The sequence below is a fragment of the Phenylobacterium sp. genome (assembly GCF_036677185.1).
In the GTDB taxonomy this organism is placed as follows: domain Bacteria; phylum Pseudomonadota; class Alphaproteobacteria; order Caulobacterales; family Caulobacteraceae; genus Phenylobacterium.
Window position 1 is genome coordinate 122768 of record NZ_JAKFEN010000027.1, and the last position, 11878, is coordinate 134645.

Here is an 11878-nt window from a genome sequence, read left to right on the forward strand (position 1 = left end):
CCGACCTTGGCCTCGGAAGCCCTGCCAAGGCGTTAAGACCTAAGGTGAATCCCTTGAATCAAAAGGCCTGGGCGATCCGCCCAGGCCCTTCGACGCCCCAACGAAACGGGTCTTAGCCCTTGAAGAGCTGCAGCACGATCTGCGGGGCCTGATTGGCGATGGAGAGCGCCTGGGCGCCCAGCTGCTGCTGCACCTGCAGCGCCTGGAGCCGCGCGCTTTCCTTGGCCAGATCGGCGTCCACCAGGTTGCCGACCCCGGCCTGCAGCACGTCCTGCAGCTTGCCGACGAACTTGTTGTGCGCCTCGATCTGCTTGGCCTGGGCGCCCAGATTGCCCAGGGCCTGGTTGACGTTGGTCATCGAAGCGGTGAGATCGACCAGAGCCGCCGCGGCCAGGGTCACCGTGCCGATCGACGCCGTCGAGGCGATGGTTATGATGCCGCCGCCCAAGGTCATGTTCTGGGTCGAGAGCGTGATGTAGGCGTTGGCGTCGGCGTTAGCCAGGAAGCGGATGCTGCCGGCGATCGAGCCGTTCATGATATTGGCGCCGTCGAACTCCGAATTGGAGACGACCTGGCCGATCTGACGCAGGATGGACTTGAAGTCGGCGTTCAGCGCGCCGCGCGAGGTGGCGTCCAGGGAGGTGTCCTGGGCGGCGACCACCTTCTCCTTGAGCTGCACCAGCAGGTCGGAGACCGACTCGCCGGCCGACATGGAGACCTCGGCGATGGACTGGGCGCGGTTAAGACTCATGGTCACCGCGGAGAGCGCGCCGATGTCGGCGCGCTGGCCCTGGGCGATGGACCAGACCGAGGCGTTGTCCTTGGCGTTGCCGATCTTCAGACCGGTGTTGATGCGGTTCTGGGTGTCCGCCAGTTGATCGTTGGTTTTGTTGAGGTTCTGGAGGGCTGTCAGGGCCGACTTATTGGTGTGCACGCTGATCGACATGACCTGCTCTCCTCTAGAACGGTCCCCCAATCGGCGTTTTGCGACTCGCCGGGGACAGCTCTTTCCGGGGCAGAAGCTATGGAATCATGGTGTCCAGAAAGTTAACGACCCAAATGGCCGCAGCCGCCGACCGGTCTGCCCGGGGCGGTTGGAAAGCTTGGCGGACCGGCGCGAAGGGCCGGTCGGGGATCAGGCGCTGGCGCTGATGACCGCGCCTGCCTCGTAGTCGGTCTCCTCGCGCATCCTCAGGATCTCCTCGCGGGGAAATTGCGCGACGACTTCGCCGGTGCGCCGGTCGATCGTCTTGTAGACGTACGAGCCGCCGCCCTCTTCGATGACCAGCCGCAGATCGGCCGCGTCTGGGGTCATCTCGACGGGCTCCTTGGCCGCGACGCCCGGATCTGGCGTGGGGCGACGGGCCGCCGCTTGGTTGAGCGTCGGGTCGGTTACCGAGGTGATTGCGGCAAGTTTGTTTTCCATTTCTCCGTGCGCCGGCGCCGGTCAGGCGTTCGACGTCCCTGTTGAACCGTGAAGCGGCGGGAAGGTCCCCCTCCCCGCCGCCCACAGTCACCGCGGGGCGAAGGCCCCGCGGCCGTGCGTCCTATCGGAAGAGACCGAGAAGCTGCGACGAACCCTGGTTGGCGATGGACAGGGCCTGGATCCCCAGCTGCTGCTTGGTTTGCAGCGACTGCAGACGGGCGCTTTCCTTGGCCAGGTCGGCGTCGACGAGGTTACCCACGCCGGCGTCGATCGAGTCCTGGAGCTTGTTGGTGAAGTCCAGGTGGGCGCCAATCGACTTGGAGCCGGTGCCGAACTTCGACAGAGCGGTCGACACGTTGGTGATCGAAGTCTTGATGGTCGCGATCATGGCCGTGGCCGTGGTCACGGTGCCGATCGTGGCCGCCGCGCCGACGGTGACATTGCTGCCGCCGAGGGCCAGGCTCTGCGCCGCGACCGTGATCTTCGAGGTGCCGTCGGCGTTGGCGAGAGCCGCCATCGTCGCGCCACCGGTCTTGATCATGTTCGCGCCGTTGAACTCGGCGTTGTTCACGGCCTTGGAGATCTGGTCGCGCAGGGCCTTGAAGTCTTCGTTCAGGGCCGTCCGCGACGAGGCGTCGAGGGTCGTGTCAGAAGCCGCCAGGGCCTTCTCTTTCATTTGAACGAGCAGGTCGGAGACGGATTCACCCGCCGACATGGCGACGTCGATCGTCGAAGCAGTACGCTGCAGCGAGTCACGGACGGCGTTCAGCGAGCTGGAAGTCGCGCGTTGGTTTTGCGCGATGGCCCAGATAGCGCCGTTGTCCTTGGCGGAGGAGACTTTCTTGCCGGTGTTGATCCGGCCTTGAACCTGCTGCAGCTCGGAATTGGTGCTGTTCAGGTTCTGCAGCGCAACCATGGCGCCGACATTGGTATTGACGGAATTGCCCATCAATTCGTTCCTTTTTCTCAGGTCGCCGACGTCATTTTGACTGCCGGGAGCTTTTTGCTCAGGAACGACCGCTGCAATGAACAAGCCAATAGGCGTGCGTCATCGCAACGATTCAAGTTATTGATTTATCGAAGTTATACCCTTGTTAGGGACGTTTTCGGCCGGCAAGATTTGCCTAGCCTGGCGTTGCGCGGGCAGAAATTGCCGACCTCATGCGGCAAACGGCGCCCAGCGATTCAAAGAGCTCGCCGGGCGGGTCCGAAGACCCGCCCGGCGCCGCGACATTAGCGGAAGAGCGAAAGAACTTGCGACGAACCCTGGTTGGCGATGGACAGCGCCTGGATGCCGAGTTGCTGCTTGGTCTGCAGCGACTGGAGCTTGGCGCTTTCCTTGGCCAGGTCGGCGTCGACGAGGTTACCCACGCCGGCGTCGATCGAGTCCTGGAGCTTGTTGGTGAAGTCCAGGTGCGCGGCGATCGACTTGGAGCCGGTGCCGAACTTCGACAGAGCGGTAGACACGTTGGTGATCGACGTCTTGATCGTCGCGATCATGGCCGTGGCCGTGGTCACGGTGCCGATCGAGGTCGCCGCGCCGACAGTGACGTTGGCGCCGCCGAGAGCCAGGCTCTGCGCCGCGACCGTGATCTTCGAGGTGCCGTCGGCGTTGGCGAGAGCCGCCATCGTCGCGCCACCGGTCTTGATCATGTTCGCGCCGTTGAACTCGGCGTTGTTCACCGCCTTGGCGATCTGGTCGCGCAGGGCCTTGAAGTCTTCGTTCAGGGCCGTCCGCGACGAGGCGTCGAGGGTCGTGTCAGAAGCCGCTAGTGCTTTCTCCTTCATCTGGACGAGCAGGTCCGAAACCGATTCCCCCGCCGACATGGCCACGTCGATCGTCGAAGCAGTACGCTGCAGCGAGTCACGGACGGCGTTCAGCGAACTGGAAGTCGCGCGTTGGTTTTGCGCGATGGCCCAGATGGCTCCGTTTTCTTTCGCGGACGAGACTTTCTTGCCCGTATTGATCCGCGTTTGGACCTGCGACAGCTCCGCATTCGTCGCGTTGAGGTTTTGCAGGGCGACCATCGCGCCCACGTTGGTGTTGACGGAATTCATAGCCATTTTAGTACCCTTCCATTCTGGTCGGAGGTGTTGCGGCCGTTTTGGCCGTGGAGCGCATTTTCGCTCTCCGTTAACCGTAGCAAGGCGCGGGCCAGCCCGGCCACTTTTCGGACCAACGAACCTATTGATTTAGCTATCTATTCCGAGCCCGCCGGCGGCGCGATCGGCAGGCTTGACCATGCGAACTTGCCGATGGGCAGCGCCTGCCGAACAGCCTCGGCAGTATCTGCCGCCGCAAACGAAAACGCCGGATCGAGGCCCGATCCGGCGGTCAGACTATCTCGATGTGAAGGGGCCTCAGGCGGCTTCGGCGACCGCGCCGCTCAGGCCCTGCATGATCGCGCGATTGACGTCGATCAGGGCCTGGATGTCGTCGTCCTCGCGACGGATCACCATGCTAGTGTACTTCCCCACCCAGATACTGATCGAGATGATCTGGGCCTTCAGGGCGGCCGGAAGCGCGTTCTCGGGCTCGGCCACGATGCCGGCCAGGGTCGCCCATAGCCGACGATTCCAGTCCAGGGCGTCGGCGCGGGCCGACACCTCGCTGGGGTCGAGGGCCGCGGCCTCCATCAGGGCGCGCGTCACCTGGCCGAACAGCCGGTACTCCAGCTCGCGGCCGGACTCGCCCCTAGCCGCGGTCTGCTGGTACGCCCGAAGCGACATTCCCCAACCTTTCGTCTTCGTATTCGATCAGCTTCCGGCAAAGCATGAGCGCCTTGTAGTACTCGCGCGCCATGCATTGCTTGGAGATGTTCACGCAGTCGGCCAGCACCGGAGGGTTCTTGATGACCCCCATGAACTCGGTGAGCCGCCGCACGAATTCGTCATAGTAGCGCTCGGCCCCGGCCTCATCGAGGTACATCATCATCACCGGAAAATAGATCCGGCGGGCCGGCGAGGTGACCTCGTCTTCCTGCATGATGTCCTTCTCACGAAGGACCGAAGCCTTGTTCTGGAGAATCAGCACGCCGCGCCGGTCGCCGTTCTGGACGACCGCGCCGTTGAGCACGAACTTTTCGCCCGGCTTCAGCGACAGTTTAAGCGGCAAGGCCCGTCCCCCCGAATTGACCTGCGTCGGACCGACGCGAGCTACCCGTTCCGATCCTGTCCCGGATCGATTCCAACCCCGGACCCGTCACGCTTACCGAGCGCGAGTTAACGACCTCTTGCGGGGGGCGTGACGCAATGCCGCATCATACCCCAGGCCCAGGTCAAAGGTTAGCGCCGCGGCTGAACCCGGGAACGCCGGGCGCCGTGGAACGGTTAGTCCTGTCGAGGGGCGTCACCCGGCGCCCGTGGCGAGGAGCGACCCGATGCCCGGACCCGAGATCGGCGACGGCTATGACGAACAGGACGGCGCCGAGACCTATGACGAGAGCAATCTCGACGACCACGAGGGGCTCAATGAGATGCGCACCTTCGAGGAACTACCCGACCTGCTCGATGTCACCAGCGCCCGGGGTGATCGCGACGAGGACGAGGCCCTGGCCCTCGACGCCGACGAATTCGACGAGGACGCCTTCACGGACTCCGACCTCGAGGATGACGACGAACTCCACTACCGCGCGGTCGCCGGCGACGAGGACGAAGACGAGGACGCCTTCGACGAGGATCAGGTCGATCCTGACTCCATCGACGGCCTTGAGGAGGTCGGTGACGCCGCGCTGGTCAGCGGGGGCGAGGATGACTTCACCAACTTCCAGTCCAAGGGCCTAAGCGACGAGGATCTCGACCACATGGGCTATGCCCGCCAGCCCGCCTCGACGCAGGATTCAGCGCGCAAGGACTAGGCGTCGACCGAGCGTTTTACGCCCACAGAACGGCCCGCGACGCTCAAGCCGCTTGAATGTCGCGCGACTGGCTTTAGTTTGTCCCCAGTTGAAACATTTGTTCGAAAGCGGGCGCATTCTACGCTCGCCCCTGGGGACCCCGCATGAGCCAGCGTTTTGAAGGCACCAAAGATTACGTCGCCACCGAGGATTTGAAGGTCGCCGTCAACGCCGCCGTGGCGCTGGAACGGCCGTTGCTGATCAAGGGCGAACCGGGCACGGGCAAGACCGTGTTGGCCTATGAGATCGCCAAGGCGCTGAACGCCGAGCTGATCACCTGGCACATCAAGTCGACCACCAAGGCCCACCAGGGCCTCTACGAATATGACGCCGTCACCCGCCTGCGCGACAGTCAGCTGGGCGACGAGCGGGTCAAGGACGTTAAGAACTACATCAAGAAGGGCAAGCTCTGGGAGGCCTTCACCTCCGACAAGCGCCCCGTCCTGCTGATCGACGAGATCGACAAGGCCGACATCGAGTTCCCGAACGACCTCCTGCAGGAGCTCGATCGGATGGAATTCTACGTCTATGAGACCAATGAGACGATCAAGGCCGAGGTTCGGCCGATCGTGATCATCACCTCCAACAATGAGAAGGAGCTGCCGGACGCCTTCCTGCGCCGCTGCTTCTTCCACTACATCCGCTTCCCGGAAGCCGAGACGATGAACGAGATCGTCGAGGTCCACTATCCGGGCATCAAGCAGAAGCTGGTCGCCGAGGCGCTGCGCATCTTCTACGACATGCGCAAGGTGCCGGGCCTGAAGAAGAAGCCCTCCACCTCCGAGCTTCTCGACTGGTTGAAGCTGCTGATGGTCGAGGATATCGACGAGAACGCGCTGAAGGAACGCGATCCCACCAAGTTGATCCCGCCCCTGCACGGCGCCCTGCTCAAGAACGAGCAGGACGTTCACCTGTTCGAGCGCCTCGCCTTCCTGGCGCGACGCGAGGGCGCAGGCTCGCGGCCGGGCCAACAGTAGCCGTTACGGCGAATTCACTCGACCAATCAAGGCGCTCCGGTCAGGTTCCCTGGCGAACGGACCGGAGTGAGACGTCCATGAAGACCACCCTGCTGATCGCGGCTTCCGCCCTGGCTCTGAGCGCCTGCGGCCAGGACGGACCTCGCACGATCGCCAAGCTCACCTGCCCGACAACTGAGGGCGACCTGACTCGCGTAAGCGTCAGCGCCGATGGCAAGACCTGCGCCTATCGCTCGTCGGACGGAGCTGAGGTCACCCTGGAACTGGTCGCGGTGAAGGGCGACGTCAACGCCACCCTGGACGCCATCGAGAAGGAACTGCGCAGCACGCCTGGCCCGCTTTCGCTCGAGGCTAAGCAGACCCAGGCCGAAGTCGGAGCCCTCGTGGCCGACGCCCAGGCCGCGAAGGCCCGGCTCGGCAGCGTCGCGGCCGAGGTCGCCCGGGTTCAGGCCGAAGCCGCAGCCGACGCCGGCGTCACCGTCCGCGCGGGCGGCATGGGCGTCGGGACGGTCGACACCGAGGACGGCGAGGTGACCCGCGTCGACTTGCCGGGCATCCACATCAACACCCGCGGCGAAGAGGCCAATGTCCGGGTCGGCCCGATCCACGTCGACGCCAACGACGACGACACCACGGTCAGGATGTTCCGCGACGTGCGCCTGCGCGGCCAGGCCCTGTCGCGTGAGAAGCGCGGCGTCCGCGCCACCTTCATCTACACCGGCAAGGACCTGCCCTCCGGCTACCGCTACGTCGGCTACGAAGCCGGCGGCCCGAAGACCGGGCCGATCACCGTCGCCAAGGTGAAGTCGAAGGTCGACACTGAGTCCGGCGACAACATCTATCACGACGTCCAGGACCTCGTGCGCCGCAACGGCGGCGTCTAGCCCGCGGGCTGGACCTCGACGACCTTGTAGGTCAGGGGCCGGCCGTCCTCGTCGGTGACGGTCACGTACTCGCCCACCGCGAAGCGATGCTCGCCCAGCCGATGGACGGGCTCGTCGTCGGCCTCTTCGGCGTCGTCATAGTCGAAGAACCAGCGCGCGCCCTTGCGGGCCAGGCGGCCGTCGATGGCTTCCTCGTCCGGCGCGAACCGCCGCACCACGCAATTGGCTTTCGATTTCGCATAGGCCGCGGCGTCCAGGAGCCCGTCGGCCGTCAGAGGCGCCGTCAGGGCGTAACCCCTATGATCGTCTCCGCCGGCGAACTCGGTGCCGGGATTGCGGGCGAGACGCATCACAATGCGCGACAGGGACAGTGGCATAGTCGGACCTCGTACTAGTGAGACAGGAAGAGCGACGGCTGATCGGACGCCAGCAGAGTGCGCGTCGTGCCGCCGAAAATAAACTCCTGCAATCGCGGATGGCCGAAGGCGCCGGCGACCAGGATCTGGGCCTCGGCCTTGCGCGCAGCGTAGAGCAGCAGCGGGGCGGCGTCCCCGCTGTCGGGCAGGATGTCGATGTCGGCCTTCACCCCCCGCGCGGCGTAGTAGGCCTGTAGCCGGGCGGGCTCGAAGCTGCGCGAGGTCGCCTTGGGCGCGGCCAGGATCACGACGCGCGGCGCCTTTTCCAACATCGGAAGCGCCAGGCGCGCGGCGCGGGAAGCTTCCTTGCCGCCGTCCCAAGCCACCGCCACAGGGCCGCCGACCGCGAAGCCCTCGCGGGCGATCAGGACCGGCCGCTGCTCGTCGGCCACCATCTGCTGGAAGGCCTCGGCCAGGGGGCCGCGCCCACGGGCCGGGTCGTTGTTGAACACCACCACGTCCGACAGCCGGCTCTCGGCCGACAGTCCGGCCCAGACCGGGGTCTGCAGGGCGATGAAGCGGCGCTTCTCGTAGGTGATGGTGTCCATGGCCGCGCGCGCGTTGCGTTCGCCGGCGGCGGCGGCCTCCTTCAGGGACTCCAGCGCGGTGGTCTGGACCCCGCCCAGGAACCCCTCGCCCATCCAGGGCATGACGTCGGCCACGTCGGCCGGGGTGTAGACGCAGGCGAGTTCAGCGCCGAACGGCTCTGCAAGCTTGGCGCCCGCGGCGATCGCCGTCTTGTCGCCTTCCCCGCCCGAAAGCGGAACCATGATCCTCGCCCAGCTCATGCTCTGTCCCCTATTGACGCCTGTCTGGACCTTAACCCCGTTCCACGCCTTGATATGGCGCAACTCCTGGGTCAGTTCAGACCTTCACTGTGAAAGGAACGCGTCGGTGAGGAAAGGGCTGCGTAAAACCGTGCAACAACCGCGCGCCTGGCAGCGAATGCTGTCGGGACGGCGGCTGGACCTGCTGGATCCCTCGCCGATGGATATCGAGATCGAGGACATCGCCCACGGCCTGGCCCGGGTGGCCCGCTGGAACGGCCAGACGGTGGGCGAGCACGCCTTCTCCGTCGCCCAACATTCGGTGGTGGTCGAGGAGATCTGCGCCCATATCCAGCCGGACCTCGAGCCGAAATGGCGGCTGGCGGCCTTGCTGCATGACGCTTCGGAGTACGTCATCGGCGACATGATCAGTCCGTTCAAGGCGGCGCTGGGGGTGGACTACAAGACCTTCGAGGAGCGGCTGGAGACGGCGATCCACGTGCGGTTCGGAATTCCGGCCAAGGCCCCGATTCATATCAAGAAATTGATCAAGACAGCGGACCGGGCCTGCGCGTTCTTCGAGGCGACGCAACTGGCGGGTTTCACGGCCGCCGAGGCGCTGGAGTTCTTCGACGCCCCGCCGGACGGCTACCTTCTGCACATCGAGCCGCAGAGCGCCGCCGTCGCGCAATCGCGTTACATTCAGCGCTACAATGTGCTGTCGCAGGCGGCCGGATTCGCCACCTCCCCCGCCGCGGCCTTCGAGACGGAGTAGGACGCGCGTGACCCTCATCGTATGCGGATTGGCCGAGCTCCCGGGGATCATCGCCGCGCGCCACCCCTCGCACCTGGTCACCCTGCTCGACCCCGCCAGCATGATCGAGACCCCGGCGGGCTTCGCCGACCGGCACCTGAAGCTGGGGGTCAACGACATCGCCGAGCCGATGGAGGGCATGGTCCTGCCGCACGCGGGCCTTGTGGCCGACCTGCTGGCCTTCGGCAGAACCTGGGACGAGAGCGCGCCGATGATCGTCCACTGCTGGGCCGGGATCAGCCGCTCCAGCGCCAGCGCCTTCGTCCTGGCCTGCGAGCGCAATCCCGACGTCTCGGAAAAGGCCATCGCGCTCGCCATGCGCAAGGCCGCCCGCCACGCCTATCCCAACCGCCGCATCGTGGCGCTGGCCGACGACATGCTGTCGCGCAAGGGCCGGATGGTCGACGCGGTGGAGGCCATGGGCGACTACGAATATTCCGGGATCGGCCAGCCGTTCGACTTCCCGGTCCGCTACCCGTGGTAGTCATCGGGCTCTCGGCGGTGGTGGTGGCCATCCAGGACGGCGACGCCGTGGTCCTGACCGTGCGCCCGCCCGGCCAGCTGCCCGGCCTGCCCTTCGGTCCCTTCGATCCCAACGGCCATCGGACCTTCGAACTGGCCCTGCGCGCCTTCGTGACCGCCCAGACCCGGTTCGACCTGGGCTATGTGGAGCAGCTCTACACCTTCGGCGACCGGGGCCGCGACGCGCCCCTCGCCGACATGGGCCCCAGAAATGGGGGCGACGGCGCCCAGACCGGGGCGGCGCGGGTGCTGTCGGTGGGCTATCTGGCGCTCACCCCCAAGGCGGTGGACACCGCCGCGCCCGACACCGCCTGGGCCAGCTGGGCGCGGTTCTTTCCCTATGAGGACTGGCGCGACGGCCGCCCCGACGCGCTCGGCGCCATCGAGCCGGCCCTGCGCCAGTGGGCGCACGGCGCCACGGAACGGCTCTCCCGCGCGCGGCTGCTGTTCGCGCTGGACGGCGCGCCCTGGAACGAGGAGCGGGTGCTGGAGCGCTACGAGTTGCTCTATGAGGCGGGCCTTGCGCCCGAGGCCGCCCGCGACCGCGGCGAGGCCGCGGCCCTACCCGCCCCCGACCTGGCCGCGGCGCTGGGTGAACCGATGATCAGCGACCACCGTCGCATCCTGGCCACCGCCCTGTCGCGCCTAAGGGGCAAGCTGAAATACCGCCCGGTGGCGTTCGAGCTGATGCCCGAGGCCTTCACGCTGTCGGCCCTGCAGCGGGCCGTCGAGGCCGTGGCCGGGGTTCCGCTGCACAAGCAGAACTTCCGCCGCGCCCTGGAGCGCGCCGACCTGGTGGAGGGCCTGGGCCGCGTCGATTCCGACACCGGCGGCCGGCCGGCCGAGCTGTTCCGCTTCCGCCGCGAGATCCTCGGCGCCCGGCCGGTGTCGGGCTTGAGCCTGCCCCTGCTGCGGGAGTAGGCGCTGGGGTCCTTGGAGCATGTGGAGCCGATCTTGGCGCCCTTCTCCCCCTGCGGGAGAAGGTGGCCGTTCGGAGAACGGTCGGATGAGGGGTCTCTCAGAACTCGCCGGTTAGCCTCGGCGCGCTCTTCAACTCAGCTGGCAGACCGATAGGGCTTTCGACCCCTCATCCGACCCCGCTCTCGCGGGGCCACCTTCTCCCGCAAGGGGAGAAGGATCATGAGGCCCTAGCCGCGGCGACCAGGGCGCGGATGGCCCAGCGGGTGACCTTGCGCGACTGGCGGTCGTCGAGGCGCAGGACGTCCTTGAACACCACCATGGCCTCCGTGCCGATGATCAGCGCCAGGGCCGGGCCGAGCAGCTCCAGGGCCTTGGGGTCGAATTCGCCGCGCGCGGGCGCCAGGGCGGCCTCGATCAGCGGGGTGCGGCGGTTCTGGCGGGCGGGCAGGTCCGGGGCGGCGTCGCCCTTGAGGCCGGCCTGCAGGGTGTTGGCCAGCATCATCCGCAGCGGCGCCTCGTTGGCCGCCATCATCTCGTGCATGGCGGCCTCGACGCGGTCGAGCCGCGCCACCGGGTCGGCGGGCGGGCCGTCGGCGAACAGTTCGGCGGGCGTCGGCAGGGCCACGTGCAGGGCGGCCTCCAACAGCAGCGCCTCGACGCTGGGGAAATAGCGGTAGGCGGTGGCGCGCGAGACCAGGGCCTCCTCGGCGATCTCCTCCAGGCCCGCCTTGCGGCCCTGTTTCATCAGCCGGGCGGCGGCGTCCAGCAGGTCCTTGCGGGTGCGCTGCTTCTGGTTCGGGCGGCCCGGCTTTTCGGCGAGGCTCATCTCAGTCCTGCGGCAGCTGGCGCATGATGGCCGCCAGGTCGAGCCAGACGTTCTCGCGGCTGATGTCGCCGTCCGGCGCGAACTCGACCACATGCAGCAACCTGAACTCCAGCGGACGGTCGCGACCCTCCAGGCCGAAGGGCATACCGGTCGCCCTGCCCCGCCAGAAGGAATCGTCGACCATGAAGCCGTCGCCATAGAGCCGCTTCCGGGTCTCGATCCTGCCGTCGGCCAGATCGCCGAACAGGATCTCGTAGAACGGCCGCGCGCCTTCCCGCCCGTGGGTCGGCCCGGTGGGCCAGCCGACGATGTCGTGCTCGACGTCGTGGGTGAGGGTCGCCAGCACGCCCTCCACGTCGTCGCGGGCCTCGAACCCGAAATGCTCGTCCATCTTGGCGTCCATCTGCTCGCGGGTCAGCGCCACGGTCG

16 protein-coding genes are annotated in these 11878 nt (G+C 66.5%); 6 read left to right on the forward strand and 10 right to left on the reverse strand.

Annotation, left to right across the window (positions count from 1 at the left end; genetic code table 11):
• Positions 1–112 precede the first annotated feature (112 nt).
• The 6 genes from V6M51_RS16765 to flbT all read right to left on the reverse strand — a co-directional run bounded on the left by V6M51_RS16765 (position 113) and on the right by flbT (position 4541).
• A complete protein-coding gene (locus V6M51_RS16765) occupies positions 113–946 on the reverse strand; it encodes a flagellin (RefSeq protein WP_332768997.1) in 834 nt (277 codons plus the stop codon).
• Between the two features lie 189 nt (positions 947–1135).
• On the reverse strand, positions 1136–1315 hold the full coding sequence (locus V6M51_RS16770; RefSeq protein WP_332768998.1) for a flagellar protein FlaG: 180 nt from the start codon (positions 1313–1315) through the stop codon (positions 1136–1138).
• A gap of 232 nt (positions 1316–1547) precedes the next feature.
• Positions 1548–2375, reverse strand: a complete 828-nt coding sequence (locus V6M51_RS16775; protein WP_442957660.1) for a flagellin — start codon at positions 2373–2375, stop codon at positions 1548–1550.
• A 284-nt stretch (positions 2376–2659) separates the two neighbouring features.
• The gene (locus tag V6M51_RS16780; protein WP_332768999.1) at positions 2660–3490 is read right to left on the reverse strand and encodes a flagellin; all 831 of its coding nucleotides are present in this window, start codon (positions 3488–3490) and stop codon (positions 2660–2662) included.
• Between the two features lie 297 nt (positions 3491–3787).
• Entirely contained in the window at positions 3788–4156 is a 369-nt protein-coding gene (flaF, locus tag V6M51_RS16785) for a flagellar biosynthesis regulator FlaF (protein ID WP_305676972.1), read from the reverse strand.
• The gene (gene flbT / locus V6M51_RS16790; protein WP_254833503.1) at positions 4122–4541 is read right to left on the reverse strand and encodes a flagellar biosynthesis repressor FlbT; all 420 of its coding nucleotides are present in this window, start codon (positions 4539–4541) and stop codon (positions 4122–4124) included. Before flbT ends, flaF begins: the two co-directional genes overlap by 35 nt.
• Positions 4542–4806: 265 nt before the next feature.
• Between flbT and V6M51_RS16795 the strand changes: the two genes are divergently transcribed.
• From V6M51_RS16795 to V6M51_RS16805, 3 genes are all read left to right on the forward strand, one after another.
• Positions 4807–5283: a hypothetical protein gene (locus V6M51_RS16795; protein ID WP_332769002.1), complete on the forward strand. Its 477-nt coding sequence runs from the start codon at positions 4807–4809 to the stop codon at positions 5281–5283.
• A gap of 143 nt (positions 5284–5426) precedes the next feature.
• Entirely contained in the window at positions 5427–6299 is an 873-nt protein-coding gene (locus V6M51_RS16800) for an AAA family ATPase (protein WP_332769004.1), read from the forward strand.
• A 77-nt stretch (positions 6300–6376) separates the two neighbouring features.
• Positions 6377–7183: a hypothetical protein gene (locus tag V6M51_RS16805; RefSeq protein ID WP_332769006.1), complete on the forward strand. Its 807-nt coding sequence runs from the start codon at positions 6377–6379 to the stop codon at positions 7181–7183.
• Here V6M51_RS16805 and V6M51_RS16810 read toward each other — a convergent pair.
• The gene (locus tag V6M51_RS16810) at positions 7180–7554 is read right to left on the reverse strand and encodes a hypothetical protein (protein ID WP_332769065.1); all 375 of its coding nucleotides are present in this window, start codon (positions 7552–7554) and stop codon (positions 7180–7182) included. The two genes, V6M51_RS16805 and V6M51_RS16810, sit on opposite strands and share 4 nt — an antisense overlap.
• Before the next feature lie 20 nt (positions 7555–7574).
• Positions 7575–8387: a universal stress protein gene (locus V6M51_RS16815; protein ID WP_332769008.1), complete on the reverse strand. Its 813-nt coding sequence runs from the start codon at positions 8385–8387 to the stop codon at positions 7575–7577.
• Positions 8388–8493: 106 nt separating this feature from the next.
• Here V6M51_RS16815 and V6M51_RS16820 point away from each other — a divergent pair, with 106 nt between their 5' ends.
• Genes V6M51_RS16820 through V6M51_RS16830 form a run of 3 tightly spaced genes read left to right on the forward strand, consistent with a single transcriptional unit; the run spans position 8494 to position 10623 of the window.
• Positions 8494–9141 carry a YfbR-like 5'-deoxynucleotidase gene (locus tag V6M51_RS16820; RefSeq protein WP_442957863.1) on the forward strand — a complete coding sequence of 216 codons (648 nt, stop codon included), beginning with the start codon at positions 8494–8496 and terminating at the stop codon, positions 9139–9141.
• Between the two features lie 7 nt (positions 9142–9148).
• Positions 9149–9664, forward strand: coding sequence for a tyrosine phosphatase family protein (locus V6M51_RS16825; RefSeq protein WP_332769071.1), 516 nt, complete (start codon positions 9149–9151; stop codon positions 9662–9664).
• Positions 9613–10623 (forward strand): NUDIX hydrolase, encoded by a 1011-nt coding sequence (locus V6M51_RS16830; RefSeq protein WP_332769069.1) that lies wholly within the window; start codon positions 9613–9615, stop codon positions 10621–10623. The genes V6M51_RS16825 and V6M51_RS16830 overlap by 52 nt, the downstream gene beginning before the upstream one ends.
• 217 nt (positions 10624–10840) lie before the next feature.
• Here V6M51_RS16830 and V6M51_RS16835 read toward each other — a convergent pair whose 3' ends face one another.
• Entirely contained in the window at positions 10841–11449 is a 609-nt protein-coding gene (locus V6M51_RS16835) for a TetR/AcrR family transcriptional regulator (RefSeq protein ID WP_332769009.1), read from the reverse strand.
• A gap of 1 nt (position 11450) precedes the next feature.
• Entirely contained in the window at positions 11451–11873 is a 423-nt protein-coding gene (locus tag V6M51_RS16840; protein WP_332769010.1) for an ester cyclase, read from the reverse strand.
• Positions 11874–11878 lie beyond the last annotated feature (5 nt).